Genomic DNA, 18,579 nt, shown 5'->3' with positions numbered 1-18,579 from the left:
GTCGCCGCATCGAGCAGCGCCGCTACGGAGGTCCCCATGACGACGACACTCAGCCCCACCCCCACCGCCGGCCTCGATCGCGCCGCCCTTCTCCTCGACGCCTTCGACGGCCCGGGCAGGCTCACGCTCGCGCAGATCGTGCGCCGCACGGGGCTTCCGCGATCCTCCGCGCACCGGATGCTCGAACGTCTCGTCCAGCTGCGGTGGCTCCGCCGGGAAGGCCGCGACTACGAACTCGGCATGCGGCTGTTCGAACTCGGGTCGCTGGCCGTGCATCAGGACCGTCTGCACCGGGCCGCGCTGCCCTTCCTGCACGAACTCCACCGGCTCACCGGGCACGCCGTGCACCTCGCAGTGCTCGAAGGAATCGACGTCGTCTACCTGGAGAAGATCGCCGGACGGTTCGGCGTCGGGTTGCCGTCCCGCGTCGGCGGCCGCCAGCCCGCGCACTGTACGAGTGTCGGCAAGGTGCTGCTGGCGCACTCGCCCGAGTCCGTGGTCGACCGCGTCGTCGAGGCGGGTCTGCCCCGCAGCACACGATTCAGCATCGACTCACCTGCCGCGTTCCGCGCGGAGTTGCAGAAGACCCGTGAACGCGGGGCGGCATACGACCGGGAAGAGGATCTCGTGGGCGTCAGCTGCGTCGCCGTGCCGGTGGGCACCGAGGACAACGTGGTGGCGGCCATCTCCGTGTGCGGTCCGAGCAGCCAGATCAAGCTCGATCACCGTCTGACCGCACCGATTCGCATGTCCGCCAAGGGCACCTGGCGTAATTACATGTCGACCGCGACGCCGGGCGCCGGACGCGCCGACCGATACTCCGCCTGAGGCGGGACGAAGGAGCACGAATGCCGCTCGACGAGCAGGCCGAGTCCATCCTCCGGGGACTGAACGAGAACTTTCCCCGGGTGGAGACCATGACGGGCGCGCAGGCGCGGGCGGCGACGAAGGCGGGACGTAAGCCCGTCGTCGACCCCGAGTCGGTCGGTAGTGTGCGCGACCGGGAGATCCCCGGCGGGGCCGGACCGATTGCGGCACGCATCTATTCGCCGGCAGGGCATCCCGCGGAGTTCCTGCCCGTCGTCGTCTTCTTCCACGGCGGCGGGTTCGTGATCTGCGACCTCGACAGCCACGACGGCTTCTGCCGCGCGATGTGCAACGGGATCGGCGCCGTCGTCGTCTCCGTCGACTACCGACTCGCTCCGGAATCGCAGTGGCCCGCCGCAGCGGACGACGCCTACGCCGCGACGTGCTGGGTCGCGCAGCACGCCCGCGAGTTCGGCGGCGATCCGGACCGTCTTCTCGTCGCCGGCGACAGCAGCGGAGGCAACCTCGCGGCGGTCGCGGCGCTGATGGCCCGGGACCGGGAGGCCCCCGCCGTCACCGGACAGCTACTGATCTACCCCGTCATCGAACCGGTCTTCGACACCGAGTCCTACGAGGAGTTCGCGGAAGATCACTTCCTCACCCGCTCTGCGATGCAATGGTATTGGGATCAGTACCTGCCGACCCACCGCGAGACCGTACCCGCCTACGCCGCCCCGGTCCGGGCGGAGGACCTCGGCGGGCTCCCACCCGCGATCGTGATCACCGCCGAACGCGATCCCCTCCGGTACGAGGGGGAGAAATACGCCGGGGCGCTCGCCGACGCCGGTGTTCCCGTGCAATGCCGGCGGGTCGAGGGAATGTTCCACGGATTCTTGACGATTGACGCGATGGCCGCGGCGCAGACCGCGCGGCGAGAGCTGTGGCCTCAGCTCGGGAATCTGCTGGCCGAACCGGTGCGGACTCCGTCCGGCTAGTCTTCGCGCTCCGCCTCGTCGTCCGCGTCCTGTGCCGCTTTCATTGCGGCCTGGTACTCCTGCTGCGCCTCGCGGGAGCGCCGGATCGAATGTGATGCGGTCGGTTTCGGCACACCGGGATGTTCCGGCGTCCCTTCACCGTGCATCCGCTCGACGGCGTCGTCGATGTCGGCGAGCATCTGCTTCGCGAGCTCGCTCTCGGCTGCGTAGTAACGCTCGGACCACTTGTTGACCATGTGCGCGAACGCCCACGTGGGTTCGACGTCGGAATCGCGGGCGTCGAGTGCGGCCTGCCTGCTCATCCCCTCCACGTACGAGATGTGCTCCTTCAGGGCATCTTTGAGCTGTTCCGGCTCGGTGAGGTGACCGAGCCACATGCGCAGCATCACGCCGTGCTTGAGGACGGGCGGATCGATCGGCGCCTCCCGCGCCCAGCTGCGCATGACGGCCATGCCCGCGTCCGTGATCTTGTACAGGCGCTTGGGTTTCACCCGCGCCTCGTCGTCCACGACGGTCCGCGACGTCACGTATCCCAGGTCCTCGAGCTTCTTCAGCTCCGAGTACACCTGGCTGAAGGACGGGCTCCAGTAGAAGAAACGCACGCTGTACGACGCCCACTTCTTCAGGTCGTAGCCGGACAGTTCCTCGCCGAACGACAGGATGCCGAGTACCGGCCAGCTCGTCGATCGGAGGCCGGCGAACCCGGAGCTCTGTGTGGGGTCGGACGATGGCATTTCCCGAGCCTATCAACCGTGCGCCGCCGGCTGGACAGCGCGAAACCCTGCCGCTGGGCGGGACGGGGCATTCCCCGCCGGGAGGTGCCGCGGCCAGGCTGAACGCAACCCGTCGATCCGAGGAGACACGATGACCCGAACCGAAGAACCCGTGCCGCCGGTGGCACGACGCATCGACGCCGCCGAGCTCAAGGCGGTGCTCGGGCACTTCTGCACCGGCGTCACGGTGATCACCGCACACGACGGCGAGAGTCCGCACGGCTTCACGTGCCAGTCCTTCGTGTCGCTGTCGCTGGACCCGCCGTACGTGTCGTTCAGCCCCGCACGGACGTCGACCAGCTGGCCGCGGTTGCGGGCGAGCGAACACGTCTGCGTCAACGTCCTCGCCCACGACCAGCGGGACGTGTGCGACACGTTCGCGACCAGCGGCGCCGACAAGTTCTCCGGCGTCGGGTGGTCGCACGCCGGAAACGGTGCCCCGGCGCTGGACGGTGTGCTCGCGCAGGTGCAGGCCACCGTCGAGTTCGAGCACGACGCCGGTGACCACACCATCGTCGTCGCGCGCGTCAGCGGCCTGGACGTGCTGCGGGATGCGCCGCCGCTCCTGGTGTACCGCGGCGGGCTCGGCATCTTCACCGCGGCCACGTAGCCGCGCTTTCTCCCGCTCGGCGGCGGTGCCGCTGTCTCCCGCTCCGCGGGAAAGGCTGTGGGAAAAAGCAATTGACACCGGCAGGGTGTGATCGAGACCACTTCGGAAGGTGTGCACGATGAGCGTAGACGAGCAGAACTGGGACCGGGAGGTAGATCTCCTGGTGATCGGCAGCGGTGCGGGTGGAATGACCGCCGCCCTCGCCGGGGCCGAGCGAGGACTCGACACCCTCGTCGTCGAAAAGGCCGGGGTATACGGCGGTTCGACGGCACTGTCCGGCGGCGCCCTGTGGATTCCCAACTCTCCGATTCTCGTCCGTGAAGGTCGCGCCGACGACCCCGGCGACGTCCGGAAGTACCTGGAGTCGATCGTCGGCGACAGCGTTCCGGCCGAACGTCTCGACGCGTACATCGAGCAGGGGCCGGCCATGATGAGGTTCTTCGAACAGAACTGCCCGCATCTCCGGTTCTCCTGGTGCGAGGACTATTCCGACTACCACCCCGAGAACGTGGGCGGACGGCCGAAGGGGCGGACGGTCGAACCGTTGCCGTTCGACATGAACCAGCTCGGCGCCGACGGCGACCTGCAGCGGCCGAACTCCCTCGCGATGCCGGGTGGGCTGTACATGACGTCCACCGAGTTCCGTCACCTCAACATGTTCTTCCGCACCTGGGCCGGACGCAGGACCGCGCTGGGTGTCGGCTGGCGTTCGGTCTTGGCGATGCTGCGGCGCAGGCGGATGGAGACTCTGGGGCAGGCCCTCGTCGGCCGGCTACGGCTCACGCTCCAGGAGGCAGGGGTTCCGCTGTGGCTGAACTCCCCACTGAAGGGTCTGGTCACGGACGAATCAGGAGCTGTCACGGGCGCGGTCGTCGAGTCCGGGGGACAGGAACTGCGGATCCGCGCCCGCCGCGGCGTCATGATGGCCACCGGCGGATTCGAGCAGAGCGAGGAGATGCGGAAGCGGTTCCTCCGGGAAGGCGGCAAGGACAACTACAGCGCCGGCTCACCCGACAACACCGGAGACGGAATCGTCGCGGGGGAGCAGGTCGGCGCCGCCGTCGATCTGATGGACGACGCCTGGTGGATGCCGTCGTTCCGGCGGCCGGACGGCATCATGCACGTCCTGGTGTCGGAGCGGTCGATCCCGCCGTCGCTGATCGTCGACCAGAACGGCAAGAGGTTCACCAACGAGGCGTCCCCGTACGTGTCGTTCGTCCACGACCAGATCGCCGGTGGTCACGACCCCGTGTGGTTCGTGTTCGACTCGAAGGCCAAGAGCCGTTACCAGTTCGGTGGTGTGATGCCCGGCCAGAAGTTCCCCGCGGAGTGGTTCGAGACTGGGCTGATGCAGCGCGCCGCATCCCTCGGCGAGCTCGCGCAGAAGATGGGCGTTCCCGAGGAGTCGCTGTCCGCGGAGATCGCCCGGTTCAATGGTTTCGCGCGTGCGGGGGTCGACGCCGACTTCGGTCGCGGCGACAGCGCCTACGACCGGTACTACGGCGACCCGCGACTGCCCAACCCGACCCTGGACGAGGTCGACAGGGCCCCGTACTACGCGGTGCGGATGGAAGCCGGCGACCTCGGCACCAAGGGCGGGCTCGTGTGCAACGAGCACAGCCAGGTGTGCCGTGGCAGCGGCGAACCGATCGCCGGGCTCTATGCCACGGGCAACACGTCGGCGTCCGTGATGGGCAACGACTACGCCGGTGCAGGCGCGACCATCGGTCCCGCGATGGTGTTCGGCTGGGTCGGCGCTCGGCATGCAGCCGGGGCGGGGCCCCGCAATGTCACCGGGGCGGTGAGCTGAGTGCTTCCCGTCGAATGCCGGCGCTGCGGTAATGCGGTGCTCGTGGAGAAATACAGCGAGGCGCACACGAGCGTGCAGTGGCTGGGCGACGCCGAGCAGACCTGCCCGGAGTTCGCCCAGCGTGCGCAGGAGGGGGAGCACTCGATGTTCGTCCCCACCTGCGGCGCGCTGCGCGGATCGATCGACGATGCGGTGGAGACCGGGCGGGTGGGGCTCTCCCTGCGCAGCTACCCGACTCCGGGCCGCCTGGACTAGAAGGGACAACCGATGTCACGGATGGCAGGCAAGGTCGCCTTCATCACCGGTGCCGGAAACGGCATGGGACGCAGTCACGCGGTCCGGCTCGCGGAGGAGGGCGCCGACGTCGTCGTCGTCGATCTGCCGTCGGCCGAATCGGATCTCACCGAAACGGGAAGGCTGGTCGGCGAACTCGGCCGGCGGGCGGTCGTCGCCCACGCCGATGTGCGTGACCCGTCGGCGTTGCGCGCGGCGGTCGACGCCGGAGTCGCGGAATTGGGCCCCCTCGACGTCGTCGTCGCGAATGCCGGTGTCTGCGACAACCCCGGACCGGCGTGGACGATCGACGATTCGGTCTGGCATCGATCGCTCGACGTCAACCTCACCGGCATCTGGAACACGGCGAAGGCTGCGGTTCCGGCGATGCGGGACGGCGGCGGTTCCGTCGTGATCGTCAGTTCGACCGCCGGCATCAAGGCAGTGGCCGGGGCCGCCCACTATTCGGCGTCCAAGACCGCCGTGGTCGGGTTGGCCCGGACCCTCGCCAACGAACTCGGACCGCAGTTCATCCGGGTGAACGTGCTGCACCCCGGTGCCGTCGGTACCCGCATGACCCTGAATTCCGAGACGATGGCACGGCTGCGGCCGGACCTCGAGAATCCGACCCGGGACGACGTCGTCCCCGTCCTCGCAGCGAACCACATGCTGCCCGTTCCGTGGCTGGACTCGCGGGACGTCAGCAATGCGCTGCTGTTCCTGGCCTCGGACGAATCGCGTTACATCACCGGCACACAACTCGTGGTCGACGCCGGACTGACCCAGAAGGTGTAGAGATGACAGGTCGAGTGAACGGAAGAGTCGTCCTGGTCACCGGTGCCGCACGCGGGATCGGCCGGGCGCAGGCGTTGCGGTTCGCACAGGAGGGCGCGGACGTCGTCGCCGTCGACCTGTGCGGCCCGGTCGGCACGGTGGTGACGCCACCGGCGAGTCCGGAGGACCTCGAGGAGACCGCGAAACTGGTCCGGGACACCGGCCGCCGGATCGTGACCGCGCAGGTGGACGTGCGTGACGGGACGGCGCTCGCCGAGGCGGTCACCGCGGCGGCCGGCGAGCTGGGCGGGCTGGACTTCGTGTGCGCGACGGCAGGCATCACGTCCTCGGGTGCCGCGCTGGAGCTCGACTCCGAGACGTGGCAGACGATGCTCGACGTCAATCTGACGGGGGTGTGGCAGACGTGCAAGGCGGCGGCCCCGCACCTGATCGAGCGGGGCGGCGGGGCGATGGTCCTGACGAGCTCCATCGCCGGTCTGCGCGGGCTCGTCGGCGTCGCCCACTACACCGCGGCCAAGCACGGGGTGGTGGGACTGATGCGGTCGCTGGCCAAGGAGCTCGCGCCGCACCGGGTGCGGGTCAACAGCGTGCATCCCACGAACGTGGACACGGACATGATCCAGAACGACATGGTGCGGCGGGCGTTCCGGCCCGACCTCGTGCACCCCACCCGCGAAGAGTTCGCGGCGGCCGCCGTGACGATGAACATGCTGTCGATTCCGTGGATCGAGCCGGTCGACGTGGCCAACGCCGCGCTGTTCCTGGCCTCGGACGAGGCGCGGTACATCACGTCCGTCGCCCTGCCGGTCGACGCGGGCAGCGTCAGTCGATAATCCCCTAGTCGGTCCGTGTGGTGTGCCATCCGTGGTATGTAGAACAGGTGTCAGTTTCCGATCTCGAGGACGTCGCCGCGATCAGCAGGCTCAAGTACGCGTACCTGCGCGCGCTGGACACGAAGAGCTGGGACGAGTTCGCCGACACCCTGCTGCCGGACGCCACCGCGAATTACGGTGAGCGCCTCACCTTCGACTCCCGCGACGCGCTCGTCGAATACATGAAGTCGACCCTCGGAGCGAACACCATCACCGAACACCACTGCGGTCACCCGGAGATCGACGTCGACGGCGACACGGCGACCGGACGCTGGTACCTCTCCGACACGGTGCTGATCCCGGAACACGGCATGCTGCTGCGCGGGGCGGCGTTCTACTCCGACCGCTACTTCCGCGGACCGGACGGCCGATGGCGGATCGCGCACACCGGATACGAGCGCACCTACGAGGCGGTGATGTCGCTGTCCGACATTCCCAGCTTCCGGCTGACGTCCAACCGGTGGGCAGCGGACACGGAACCCGGCAAAGGAGACTCGTGATGGGGACACTGGACGGCAAGGTCGCACTGATCACCGGCGCCGGTCAGGGAGTGGGCGCCGGCATGGCGTTCGCGCTGGCCAAGGAGGGCGCCCGGATCGCGGTGGTCGGGCGAACGGAGGCGAAACTCGTCGACACGTGCGCCGCCATCGCCGACTTCGGCGGCGTCGCCGAGCCGATCGTCTGCGACGTCAGCAAACGCGATCAGCTGGGCCCGATGGTCGACCGGGTCGTGGACGCGTTCGGTGGCATCGACATCCTCGTCAACAACGCCAACGCGAGCGCGCTCGGACCGCTCCTCGACATCACTCCGAAACTTCTCGACCGCGCCATGGCCGTCGGTCCGGTGGCCACCCTGTTCCTCATGCAGCTGTGCTACCCGCACCTGAAGGCGCGCGGCGGCGGCTCGATCATCAACCTCGTCAGCTCGTCGGCGGTGCGGTGGGACACCAGCGGCTACGGGCTCTACGCGGCCACGAAGGAGGCGATGCGCTCGCTCACCCGGACCGCGGCCAGCGAATGGGGACCCGACGGGATCCGTGTCAATGCGATTGCGCCGCATGCACTGTCCCCGGGCCTGAAATGGTGGACGGAGAACAATCCCGAGGAGGCCGCCGAGTTCGTGAAGTCGATCCCGCTCGGCCGGATCGGTGATTGCGAGCAGGACATCGGACGTGCCGTCGTCTTCCTCGTGGGCCCCGACGCCGGTTACCTGTCGGGCGCCACCATCCCGCTCGACGGCGGTCAGGCGCGCTGGAGCTGATCGCCGCCGATTGCCCCGAGCTTGCTCATTTCCCTCCCATCCGGTAGGAATTGCGTCGTGCATACGACTCACCTGGTGCGACGCCTCACCGTCGACCTGTGCCGTACGTGCGCCAACATCTGTTGTTGCTGATGGCCCGGCGCGCGTACCGCGTGCTGTCCAGTCCTCGGTAGCCTCCGGCATCCGGTAATTCCTCACGCATTCTCCGCGTTCGCAGGTCCGGGCCGGTGCGCCCGTCTCCAGGCTCGATCACCATCGCGGAAAGACATCATGAGTACTGCATTCGAAACCAGAACAGCGTCGCTGACGCTCGACAAGTTCGGCCCCCACTTCGGGGCCGAGATCATCGGCCTGGACGTCGGGGCCGCCACCGACGGCGAGGTGGCCGCGATCCGGTCGGCGTTGACCGAACACAAGGTGCTGGTCCTGCGGGGTCAGTCACTGGACGACGCGAGCCACATCGAGTTCGGTCGCCGTCTCGGGCAGCTGACCGCGGGGCACCCCGTCCACGACAGCGGCGACGTCGCGCAGGAGGTGTACGCGCTCGACAGCCAGGACAACGGTTTCGCCGACGTGTGGCACACCGACGTGACGTTCATGAAGCGACCGCCGCTGGGGTCGATCCTCCGCCCCGTCGTCCTCCCACCGCACGGAGGCGACACCAACTGGGCCGACAGCCAACTCGCGTACGAGTCTCTCTCGCTGCCGGTCCGGCAGATGATCGACCAGCTGACCGCGGTGCACGACGGCAACCGCGAGTTCGGGTACTACCTCGCGCAGAAGCGTGGCGGCAAGGGAAACGTCTGGGACGGTGAGGAAGTCACGGCGCTCGTGCCCGTCGAGCATCCCGTCGTGCGGGTTCACCCGGATTCGGGACGCAAGGGCATCTTCGTGAACCCGGGCTTCACGTCCCACATCGCCGGAGTGTCCGAGGCGGAGAGCCGGGGAATCCTCGACTTCCTCTACGCACACCTGACCAAACCCGAGCACATCGTGCGGCACCGCTGGCGCCTCGGCGACCTCGTGCTGTGGGACAACCGCAGCACCGTGCACTACGCCAACCGCGACTACGGCACCCAGCACCGTGTCATGCACCGCATCACGTTGGAAGGTGATGTGCCTTTCGGCCCGCAGTAGGGCAACCTCCGCATTCGCCGGGCGGGCGGCCTTCGCAGCGACTACCGTCACGATCCGTGACCCCGGCATCGGACATCTCACGACGCAAGTTCCTCGCCTCCGCCGCAGCGGCCGGTGGCGCCGCCTTTCTCAGTTCGTGGGCGGGACCGGTGATCGACCGCGCCTACGCGCAGGACCCGGGCGGTAGCGGGTCGCTGAACGACATCGAGCACTTCGTCTACCTCATGCAGGAGAACCGCTCGTTCGACCACTACTACGGCACGCTGTCGGGGGTGCGCGGGTTCGACGACCCGTCACCGGCGTGGCAGCAGTACGGCTGGACGCCGGGTGCCGGGCCGACCCCGACCGGGTTTCTCAACCCGTTCCGGCTCGACACCACGCAGGGCACGCACCTCGACGGCGAGTGCATCAACGACCCCACCCATTCGTGGGGTCCTCAGCACGACGCGTGGAACGGCGGCGCGATGGACCGGTGGATGCCGGTGCACATCGCGCACGAGGGGCCGCTCAACGGTCCCGCGACGATGGGCTATTACACGCGAGCCGACATCCCGGTGCACTACGACCTCGCGGATGCCTTCACGATCTGCGACCACTACTTCTGCTCGGTACTCGGACCGACGGACCCGAACCGGCTGTACTGGATGACGGGCACTATCGACCCGGACGGGCTGGCAGGCGGGCCGCTGGTCGAGACGCCGACGGTGATCCCCAAATTCGTGTACTCGTGGCGCACCTATCCGGAGAACCTGCAGGAGGCCGGCGTCAGCTGGAAGGTGTACGCCAACAAGGACCTCGGCCCCGTGTCGAGTGTGGCTCTCGACGGGATGCTCGGCTGCTTCACGCAGTACAGCGACCCGAATTCGGAACTCGCTCGCCGCGGCCTCGATCCGACGTACCCGAACGACTTCCGGGCCGACGTCGCGAACGGCACCCTGCCCGCGGTGTCCTGGATCGTGCCCAACATCTTCACCTGCGAGCATCCGGCGCTTCCGCCGGCCGCGGGCGCGGTCGGGATCGTCGAGGTACTCGACATCCTCACGTCGAACCCGGCGATCTGGGAGAAGACGGCGCTGATCATCAGTTACGACGAGAACGGCGGCTTCTTCGACCACGTCACCCCGCCCACCCCGCCGCCGGGTACCCCGGGCGAATACCTCACGGTTCCGTTGAACACGGTGTCGGAGAGCGAGAACAACCCCGGTCCGATCGGCCTCGGTTTCCGGGTGCCGTCGCTGATCATCTCGCCGTACAGTCGCGGCGGCCTCGTCGCGTCCGACACGTTCGACCACACGTCGCAGCTCCGGCTGCTGGAGAAGCGGTTCGGCGTGCCCGTCCCCAACCTCACCGAGTGGCGCCGCGGCGCCGTCGGCGACATGACGTCCGCCTTCGACTTCTCGTCGGCACCGAACTCCGGTGTTCCCGTGATGACCGACCCCGGGCCACGCTTGCAGGCGGCGATCGCGCAGTGCGGGCCGAACGTGGCCGCTGGGACGCTCAACGCCGGTGCACCTTACCCCGTCCCGCCGAATTCGATGCCCGTGCAGGAACAGTCGCCGCTGCGGCGACGCCCCAGCGGGCTGATCATGTAGCGACCTCTCCTCAGGGACGCACCGCGCGGCCCTCCTCGATCGACTGCAGGACGGCCAGCGCGGCGGTCACCGAACGCAGTCCGTCGTGTCCGGTCGCCACGGGCCCACCGTCCCCGCGGACGGCGTCGACGAACGCCCGGATCCCCGGTGCGTACAGGTTGTCGACGGTTTCGAGCGGGACGGTCGTGTCCTGCCCGTCCGCGACGATCCGCAGCGTTCCGGTGGGATCGGGGCGCATGCAGTCGGTGGCGACGAGAGTGCCGGACGTTCCGTGGATCTCGAATCCGGTCACGGCGCCCGGGACCGTGTACGCGTCGTGGAGCGAGAACAGGGTGGAAGTGCCGAGCACGCCGCTCGTCATCACGGCGTCCGCCGGACCCTCGCTCAGTCCCTGGCACACGCCCACCGCCGTCACCGTGGTCGGTTCCATCCCGGTGACGAAGCGGAGCGTGTCGATGTCGTGCACCGCGAGGTCGAGGACGACTCCGCCGCCGACGCCGTCGAGGCGCCACCCACGCAGGGCCTGGCGCAGCAGGATGGCGTTGCTGACGCGCACTGACAGGATGTCGCCGATCGCACCCTCCGCCAGCATCTTTCGCGCTGCGCGGTGAACGGGATGGGTGCGGAGGTGATGGTTGGTCGCGAAGACGACCCCCGCGGCCGCGGCCGCGTCGACCATCTTCTGCGCCTGAGTGACGTCGAAGGAGAGCGGCTTCTCGCACAGCACGTGCAAGCCCGCGTCGATCGCGGCCATGGCGTGGTCGAAGTGCTTGTCGTTGGTCGAGGAGATGTAGGCGGCCTGGACGTCCCCGCCCACGGCCTCGCGCAGGTCGCCGGTAGCGGACTCGATGTCGTGGGTCCGCCGGTAGTCCTCCGCGCGCGCCGCGTCACCGCTGAGCACGACTGCCGCGGCCTGCCCGCACTCGCGTAGCGCGGGGAGCACGCGTGTGGCAGCGATGTTGCTCGCGCCGAGAATCGCCCACCTCATGAGCTTCGGTCCTTCCTCGGGCCGGTGGGTCCGGCCTTCCCTCGGCGGGACTGTACGCCGAGTTCTGAGAGCGCACTACTGTTCGTTATGCGAACGGCGGCGGCCGGTCCGAGCTCAGGGGCGGAGGACGTCGACCGTTTCGCCGGAGGTCGAGGGATCCGGCGTCTCGTCGGTGGTACCGCGCGTGCGCTGACGATAGATCCCGATTCCGACCACAACGGCGGCGAGTCCCATCGAGACGTACATCTGGCTCCTGGTCTCCGGTAGCACGAGCATGCCGACGCAGAGCGCGATGATGGCGGCGATGGTGCACCACGTCAGGTACGGGAACAACCACATCTTCAGCGACAGGTCCTTGCCCTCCGCCTCGAGGCTGCGCCGCATGCGCAACTGCGACACCGAGATGGCCAGCCACACGAACAGGGCGATCGCGCCCGAGGAGTTGACGAGGAACAGGAACACGGTGTCCGGGTACAGGAAGTTGAGGCCCACGGTCAGGAATCCCACAACCGTCGAGACGAGCACGGCCTGGCGCGGAACGCCGGACGAGCCGATCTTCGACAGCGAGGCCGGGGCGTCGCCGCGGCGGGAGAGCGAGAAGATCATGCGGCTCGCCGTGTACAGGCCGGAGTTCAGGCAGGACAGCACCGAGGTGAGCACGACGACGTCCATGATGTTGCCGGCCGCAGGGATGCCGAACGAGTCCATGACGGCGACGTACGGGCTGAGCGCGACGGAGGCGTCGTCCCAGGGGAGCAGCGTCACGACGACGGCGATGGAGCCGATGTAGAAGATGAGGATGCGCCACACGACGGAACGCACCGCATTGCGCACTGCCGCCACGGGGTTCGCGGATTCACCTGCGGCGATGGTGGCGATCTCGGCACCGAAGAACGAGAACACGACCACGAGGACCGCTGCGAACACGGCACCTGCCCCGTTGGGGAAGAACCCGCCGTGGCCGGTGAGGTTGGTGAGTCCGGGCGCTTCGACGCCGGGCAGGGCTCCGCAGATCGCGAGGACACCGAGCACCAGGAAGATGACGATCGCTGCGACCTTGATCGACGCGAACCAGAACTCGAACTCGCCGAACGACTTCACGGACGCGATGTTCGTCAGCGTGAGCAACACCATCAGGATCAGTGCCCAACTCCACTGCGGGACGTCGGGAATCCAGCGGTTCATGATGACTGCGCCTGCCGTCGCCTCGATGCCGAGGACGATGATCCAGAACCACGCGTAGAGCCAGCCGATGCTGAAGCCGGCCCAGCGGCCGATCGCGCGGTCGGCGTACGCCGAGAACGATCCTGTCTCGGGGTTGGCGGTCGACATTTCGCCGAGCATGCGCATCACCAGGATGACGACGATGCCCGCGAGTGCGTAGGCCACGAGAACGCCGGGGCCCGTCTCGCGGATCGCGACCCCGGAGCCCACGAAGAGGCCTGCGCCGATCACCCCCGCGATAGCGATCATCGAGAGGTGCCGCTTCTTCAGCGTGTGCTGAAGCTGCGGATCGGTGGTTCCTGACATGAAGAAATCCCTTCGGCGCTACTCCGGGTGTGATGTGCGTCGCTGATTCGGGAAAGTGTGTACGAGTCGCGGGGGCTCCGGAACCGCCGATTCGGTGAATTTCGTGCGGTCGAGATAGACGAAACGGCAGTACCACGCATCTGCCCAGTGGGTGCCGCGCATCTGCTTTGTCTTGACAACGCGGAAACGCTATGGCTACCGTCACATTATTCAGTCAGCGGACATGCGTTCGGTATGCGAACAGGGTTGTCCGGCACCAACCTAGACGGGACTTCGGAATGAGCGATCACGCCTTCACCCCGGCAGCCGAGAAGCAGGCGCGAAGAGCAGCGCTGAGCAGTTTCGTCGGCGCGGTCATCGACTGGTACGACTTCCTGCTCTACGGGTTGGTCGCCGCACTGGTCTTCAACTCGGAGTTCTTCCCGAACGTCAGCCCGGCGATCGGAACGCTCGCCGCGTTCGCGACGTTCGGCGTCGGGTTCCTGTTCCGACCGCTCGGAGGCGTGGTGTTCGGCCACTACGGCGACCGCATCGGACGCAAGCGGATGCTGATCCTCACCGTCCTGATCATGGGCACGAGCACCGCCCTGATCGGACTGCTGCCGTCGTTCGGGTCGATCGGCTGGTGGGCACCGGCCCTGCTCGTCACGCTGCGCGCCATCCAGGGCTTCGCCGTCGGCGGCGAATGGGGTGGGGCCGCGCTGATGGCCGTCGAGAGCGCGCCGCCGAAGAAGAAGGCGTTCTACAGCAGCGGAGTGCAGGTCGGCTACTCAGTCGGACTCATCCTCGCCACCGGATTCGTCATGCTCATGAGCAACCTGACCACCGAGGACGCGTTCAGTCAGTGGGGTTGGCGTGTCCCCTTCGTCGCCAGCGTCGTCCTGGTCGGTATCGGTCTGTGGATCCGCGCCGGAGTCCAGGAGAGCCCCGAGTTCGTCGAAAAGGTCGAGAAAGTCGAGGAGGAGCAGACCGCGCAGGACAAGAAGCGGATTCCGCTCGTCGAGGCACTGCGCAACCACCCGAAGGCCTTCCTCCAGATCATCGGTCTGCGTTTCGCCGAACTGTTCTCCATGTACATCGTGACCACGTTCGCGCTGAGCTACTCCACTCAGGAACTGGGGATGGAGCGCAACTTCATGCTCAACGTCGGCCTGCTCGTCGGTGCCGTCGGTATCGGCACCATCCCGCTGTTCGCGTGGCTGTCCGACAAGCACGGCCGGCGGCGCGTCTACATCCTCGGCGCCCTGATCGGCGCGGTGTGCGCGTTCCCGTTCTTCCTCTTCCTCGAGAACGGGTCGATGGTCGGCACCGTCATCCTCGCCGTGCTCCTCGTCAACATCTCGCACGACATGGTCGTCAGCGTGCAGCAGCCCCTGTTCACCGAGATGTTCGGGGCCGAGTACCGGTACAGCGGCGCGGGCGTCGGATACCAGGTGGCCAGCGCGATCGGCGGCGGCTTCACCCCGTTCATCGCGGCAGCGCTGGTCACCGCCAGCGGCGGGTCCTGGCACCTCGTGGCCGTGTACCTGGCCGGCGGCTGCATCGTCAGCGCACTGATCGCGTGGCGACTCCAGCCCGATTCGAGTGCCGACGAGTCGGACGCCGCCACACAAGCCAAGCTCGAGAACGCGCATTGAACATGGCTGCACAGGCGAGGCGCGCCGCGTAGGTGGTCAGCCGAGGGACAGGTCGGAACCGATCCGCTCCGCGGTCGCGACGAGTTTCGGCACCACCGACGCCTCGACGTCGTTCCGCGTGTACTGGGTGCCCTGCAGCGAGGAGTTGAGGGCGGCGACCACGGCGCCCGTCCGATCCCGGATGGGAACGGCCGCGCCGCGGATACCGATCTCGAGTTCGTTCTCCGACATCGACCAGCCGTCCGCGGCGGCCTTCCGGACCTCGGCGCGCAATTGTTCGGCGTCGGAGATCGTGTGGGGTGTGAAGGACTGGAATTCGGTGGCTTTCAGGTAGCCGTCGAGCGCGTCGGCCGAAAGTCCCGCCAGCAGAACCCGTCCCGTCGACGTCGCGTACGCGGGGAACCGCATGCCCACCGTGATGGAGATACGGATGATCCTGGGCGAGCGGACCCGCGCCACGTACACCACGTCGGGACCGTCGAGGATGGTGACCGAGATGGTCTCGCCCAGCTCTTTCGCGAGAGCCTCGATGTGCGGATCGGCGACCTGCGGTAGTCGCAGCGCGGCGAGGTACGAGAAGCCGAACCGCAGCACGCGGGGCGTGAGCGAGAAGTTGCGTCCGTCGAGACGCAGGAAACCCTTGTCCACCAGGGTGAGCAGAATACGGCGCGCCGTGGACCGGGTGATCCCGACAGCCTGCGCCACCTCACTCAGTGTGCGTTCCCGGTGCTGGTCGTCGAAGCATTCGAGAACGCTCAGGCCACGGTCCAGGGACTCGAGGAAATACCGTTCCCCCGACGCCGGCTGCTCGGCCACCTCAGCAGCCACCTGTTTCGCGCACGCCGTCATGCTACCGGGCGACTACGTGTGCCGGAGCCGGCTGAACGCCGCATCCAGTGCGGGCAGTCCGCTCGTGTCGATGAGGAAATCGGTCTCGAGACTGTCCCGCAGTTCGTCGACGGTCGCCAGTTCGCGCCGCTCGGACGACCCGCCGAGGTGGTGCACCGTCAGTCGCGTTCCGGCCAGGGCGTAGCGGCGGTCTTCCGTGGCCCGCGCCGCCATGAGTCCGGTCACGAAATGCGATCCGGGCCAGGTCGACAGATACCAGTTGGGGGCCTCGTAGTCGACGGGGTACTGCCTGGTGAGGTCGAACCGGTAGAGGGTCCGCCACTCGTCACCGACGAGCGCCTGCATCGCGTAATCGCCCGCGACGTCGACCAGCCGGAACGGTTCCAGCGGGGTCTCCTGCACGGTGTCCAGTTCGAGGCGCAGCGTCGTGTTGAGGGTCATGCCGCCGAACCCGACGTCGATGAGCCGCCGCTCGCCGGCGACGTCGACGAGCAACAGCATGTGTGAGCGCGGAGTGACCGCATCGATCGGAGATCCCCACAGAACCCGCGCGGCCAGCGGCGTCACGTCGAATCCGAGCTCGAGCAGGACAGCCCGCAGCAGAAGATTCTGCTCGAAGCAGTAACCGCCTCTTCGTGATTCGACCAATTTCTGTTGAAGCGACGGCAAATCGAGCCGGTTCGGTGTGCCGAGGAACGGGTCGAGGTTCTCGAACGGGATCGACCGGGCGTGATGTGCGGCAACCTGGTTCAGCGTCGCCGTCGTCGCGGATCGGTCGCCGTCGTATCCGATCCGTTCGAAATACCGCTCCAGATTCAGATCGCCCGCAGTGGCCATGGAGCACAGTGTAAGCGCGGCGAATCACCGATCAGAGGTCGTCGGGAGCGGTTGCCGCGAGGTAGGCGGCGCCACGCGGCGAGATCCGGTACCCGACGTCGAGGCTGTGCGTCAGCCCCAGGTTCTTCAGCTTCCGGACGTCCCGCTTGAACGGCTGCGTCTCGCGGCCGAGGCTCTCCGCGAGATCGGGCGCGCGGCGGCCGGGGTTGTCGGCGACGAGCTGCAGGATCGTGCGCGTCCACGGGCCGTGACTGCTCCGCGCATCCAGGCGCTCCAGGTGCTGCGCGATATCCGCGATCGTGTCGTCCGAGAGGTCGCCGTCGCTGCTCAGTGCGATGCGGGGATCCTCGCCGACCCACTCGAGGCCGATCCGGTACACCGGCTGTCCGGGGGTGCCGCGCAGCGCGGCCAGCGCGTCGGCGACGGACGCGGCCCCGGCGCGGCGGGCGTCGGCCTCGGTGATTCCGTCCGGGTCGACGGTCGTGATCGAGCTGATCCGGACCATTCCGGAGACGGTGTGGAACTCCGAGCCCTCGAGCACCCGCGGTGCTGCCCAGCGGCGGAAGGCGACCGTGACGATGCCGTCTGCCACCCCCTGCGCGATCTTCCGCGGAAGGATCACCCGCCGTCACCTCCTCATGTGAGTGGCGATGCGTGGTCGAGGATACTTTGCCACTCACCTGGGGGAGGATGAACAGGGTGCGGTCGCGTGACGGGAGGACACCCATGGGACGGCGACTTTTCGCGGCCACAGCGTTGCTGGTGGCCGTCACGTGCGCGGCATGCCAGTCGGAGGGGAGTTCCGCGGAGCCGTCGGCGACCACCGCAGTCGCCGCGTCCGCAGGCAGCGAGCCCACGGTGATCGCCGCCGACCTCGACGTGCCATGGGGGATAGCGCTCCTGCCGGACGGAACGGCACTGATCGCGGAACGCGACAGCGGCGCGATCCGGCACCTGCAGGCGAACGGCGACACGACCGTGATCGGCGAGGTGCCCGGCGTGGCGGCTCGGGGCGAATCGGGGCTGCTCGGCCTGGCCGTCTCGCCCTCCTACGCGTCGGATCAGACGATCTACGCGTATCTGACCACGGACGACGACAACCGGGTGGTCGCCCTGCGGTTCGACGGTCGCAGCCTCGGCGAGCCGGCCCCGATCCTGACGGGCATCCCCGCCGGATCCATCCACGACGGCGGGCGGATCGCATTCGGCCCGGACGGCAGGCTGTACGTCGCCACCGGTGAAGCCGGCGACCGGCCCCGCGCCCAGGACCCGTCCTCGCTCGGCGGCAAGATCCTGCGGATCAACCCCGACGGGTCGATCCCGGCCGACAACCCCACCCCCGGTTCACCCGTCTGGTCGCTCGGGCACCGCAACGTGCAGGGCCTCGCGTGGGACGACGCCGGCCGGCTGTGGGCCACCGAGTTCGGGGCGAACACCTGGGACGAGGTGAACCTGATCCAACCGGGCGGCAACTACGGATGGCCGGAGGTCGAGGGGCGGTCGGACGAGGCAGGCTTCGTCGACCCGGTGGTCCAATGGTCCACCGGCGAGGCGTCCCCGTCCGGGCTCGCGTTCCAGGACGGCGCGCTGTGGGTCGCGGCGCTGCGCGGCGAACGACTGTGGCGGATCCCCGTGGGCGTTGACGGCTCGCTCGGCGAACCGCAGTCGCTGTTCGAAGGCGAGTACGGGCGACTACGTACCGTCGTCGCGACACCGGACGGTGCCGTCTGGTTCAGCACCAGCAACCGCGACGGGCGCGGCGATCCCGGGGACGGTGACGACCGCATTCTCATGCTGCGCCCGTGAGTACTTA

Annotated in this window: 19 protein-coding genes; 13 read left to right on the top strand and 6 right to left on the bottom strand. The window is 68.1% G+C overall.

Annotation, left to right across the window (positions count from 1 at the left end; translation table 11 throughout):
• Positions 1-36 precede the first annotated feature (36 nt).
• Both ACFWAY_RS12180 and ACFWAY_RS12175 read left to right on the top strand, forming a co-directional pair.
• A complete protein-coding gene (locus ACFWAY_RS12180) occupies positions 37-828 on the top strand; it encodes an IclR family transcriptional regulator (protein ID WP_378510775.1) in 792 nt (263 codons plus the stop codon).
• Between the two features lie 20 nt (positions 829-848).
• On the top strand, positions 849-1,802 hold the full coding sequence (locus tag ACFWAY_RS12175; RefSeq protein WP_378510774.1) for an alpha/beta hydrolase: 954 nt from the start codon (positions 849-851) through the stop codon (positions 1,800-1,802).
• Here the strand turns inward: ACFWAY_RS12175 and ACFWAY_RS12170 are convergent.
• Positions 1,799-2,536, bottom strand: a complete 738-nt coding sequence (locus ACFWAY_RS12170) for a PadR family transcriptional regulator (RefSeq protein WP_378510773.1) — start codon at positions 2,534-2,536, stop codon at positions 1,799-1,801. The genes ACFWAY_RS12175 and ACFWAY_RS12170 overlap by 4 nt on opposite strands.
• 130 nt (positions 2,537-2,666) lie before the next feature.
• On the opposite strand from ACFWAY_RS12170, the gene ACFWAY_RS12165 reads away from it, so the two are divergent.
• From ACFWAY_RS12165 to ACFWAY_RS12125, 9 genes are all read left to right on the top strand, one after another.
• On the top strand, positions 2,667-3,185 hold the full coding sequence (locus ACFWAY_RS12165) for a flavin reductase family protein (protein WP_378510772.1): 519 nt from the start codon (positions 2,667-2,669) through the stop codon (positions 3,183-3,185).
• A gap of 118 nt (positions 3,186-3,303) precedes the next feature.
• Positions 3,304-4,995 carry an FAD-binding protein gene (locus ACFWAY_RS12160; protein ID WP_378510771.1) on the top strand — a complete coding sequence of 564 codons (1,692 nt, stop codon included), beginning with the start codon at positions 3,304-3,306 and terminating at the stop codon, positions 4,993-4,995.
• Positions 4,996-5,250: a hypothetical protein gene (locus tag ACFWAY_RS12155; protein ID WP_378454314.1), complete on the top strand. Its 255-nt coding sequence runs from the start codon at positions 4,996-4,998 to the stop codon at positions 5,248-5,250. It begins immediately after the preceding gene.
• A 12-nt stretch (positions 5,251-5,262) separates the two neighbouring features.
• Complete coding sequence (locus ACFWAY_RS12150; RefSeq protein WP_378510770.1) at positions 5,263-6,063, top strand: mycofactocin-coupled SDR family oxidoreductase; 801 nt, start codon at positions 5,263-5,265, stop codon at positions 6,061-6,063.
• A 2-nt stretch (positions 6,064-6,065) separates the two neighbouring features.
• Entirely contained in the window at positions 6,066-6,896 is an 831-nt protein-coding gene (locus tag ACFWAY_RS12145) for a mycofactocin-coupled SDR family oxidoreductase (protein WP_378454312.1), read from the top strand.
• Between the two features lie 47 nt (positions 6,897-6,943).
• Complete coding sequence (locus tag ACFWAY_RS12140; protein ID WP_378454311.1) at positions 6,944-7,435, top strand: nuclear transport factor 2 family protein; 492 nt, start codon at positions 6,944-6,946, stop codon at positions 7,433-7,435.
• Positions 7,435-8,196, top strand: a complete 762-nt coding sequence (locus ACFWAY_RS12135; protein WP_378454310.1) for an SDR family NAD(P)-dependent oxidoreductase — start codon at positions 7,435-7,437, stop codon at positions 8,194-8,196. The genes ACFWAY_RS12140 and ACFWAY_RS12135 overlap by 1 nt, the downstream gene beginning before the upstream one ends.
• A gap of 270 nt (positions 8,197-8,466) precedes the next feature.
• Positions 8,467-9,333, top strand: a complete 867-nt coding sequence (locus ACFWAY_RS12130) for a TauD/TfdA dioxygenase family protein (protein WP_378454309.1) — start codon at positions 8,467-8,469, stop codon at positions 9,331-9,333.
• Between the two features lie 56 nt (positions 9,334-9,389).
• On the top strand, positions 9,390-10,925 hold the full coding sequence (locus ACFWAY_RS12125; protein ID WP_378454308.1) for a phospholipase C: 1,536 nt from the start codon (positions 9,390-9,392) through the stop codon (positions 10,923-10,925).
• A gap of 10 nt (positions 10,926-10,935) precedes the next feature.
• Here ACFWAY_RS12125 and ACFWAY_RS12120 read toward each other — a convergent pair whose 3' ends face one another.
• Together ACFWAY_RS12120 and ACFWAY_RS12115 are read right to left on the bottom strand one after the other, a co-directional pair.
• Positions 10,936-11,913 (bottom strand): Gfo/Idh/MocA family protein, encoded by a 978-nt coding sequence (locus ACFWAY_RS12120; protein ID WP_378510769.1) that lies wholly within the window; start codon positions 11,911-11,913, stop codon positions 10,936-10,938.
• A 114-nt stretch (positions 11,914-12,027) separates the two neighbouring features.
• Positions 12,028-13,443, bottom strand: a complete 1,416-nt coding sequence (locus tag ACFWAY_RS12115; protein WP_378510768.1) for an amino acid permease — start codon at positions 13,441-13,443, stop codon at positions 12,028-12,030.
• Between the two features lie 278 nt (positions 13,444-13,721).
• On the opposite strand from ACFWAY_RS12115, the gene shiA reads away from it, so the two are divergent.
• On the top strand, positions 13,722-15,080 hold the full coding sequence (gene shiA, locus ACFWAY_RS12110) for a shikimate transporter (RefSeq protein ID WP_378510767.1): 1,359 nt from the start codon (positions 13,722-13,724) through the stop codon (positions 15,078-15,080).
• A gap of 36 nt (positions 15,081-15,116) precedes the next feature.
• Here shiA and ACFWAY_RS12105 read toward each other — a convergent pair whose 3' ends face one another.
• The 3 genes from ACFWAY_RS12105 to ACFWAY_RS12095 are packed head-to-tail and all read right to left on the bottom strand — an operon-like array spanning position 15,117 to position 17,388.
• Positions 15,117-15,896 (bottom strand): IclR family transcriptional regulator C-terminal domain-containing protein, encoded by a 780-nt coding sequence (locus ACFWAY_RS12105; RefSeq protein ID WP_378454304.1) that lies wholly within the window; start codon positions 15,894-15,896, stop codon positions 15,117-15,119.
• Positions 15,897-15,941: 45 nt separating this feature from the next.
• Entirely contained in the window at positions 15,942-16,766 is an 825-nt protein-coding gene (locus ACFWAY_RS12100) for an arylamine N-acetyltransferase (protein WP_378454303.1), read from the bottom strand.
• A 31-nt stretch (positions 16,767-16,797) separates the two neighbouring features.
• A complete protein-coding gene (locus ACFWAY_RS12095; RefSeq protein ID WP_378510766.1) occupies positions 16,798-17,388 on the bottom strand; it encodes a hypothetical protein in 591 nt (196 codons plus the stop codon).
• A 104-nt stretch (positions 17,389-17,492) separates the two neighbouring features.
• Here ACFWAY_RS12095 and ACFWAY_RS12090 point away from each other — a divergent pair, with 104 nt between their 5' ends.
• On the top strand, positions 17,493-18,572 hold the full coding sequence (locus ACFWAY_RS12090) for a PQQ-dependent sugar dehydrogenase (RefSeq protein WP_378510765.1): 1,080 nt from the start codon (positions 17,493-17,495) through the stop codon (positions 18,570-18,572).
• The last annotated feature ends 7 nt before the right edge of the window (positions 18,573-18,579 follow it).

It is taken from the genome of Rhodococcus sp. NPDC059968 (assembly GCF_042738615.1).
In the GTDB taxonomy this organism is placed as follows: domain Bacteria; phylum Actinomycetota; class Actinomycetes; order Mycobacteriales; family Mycobacteriaceae; genus Rhodococcus_F.
The sequence above is the reverse complement of the archived record's forward strand: the minus strand, read 5'-3'. Positions and strand labels throughout refer to the sequence as shown.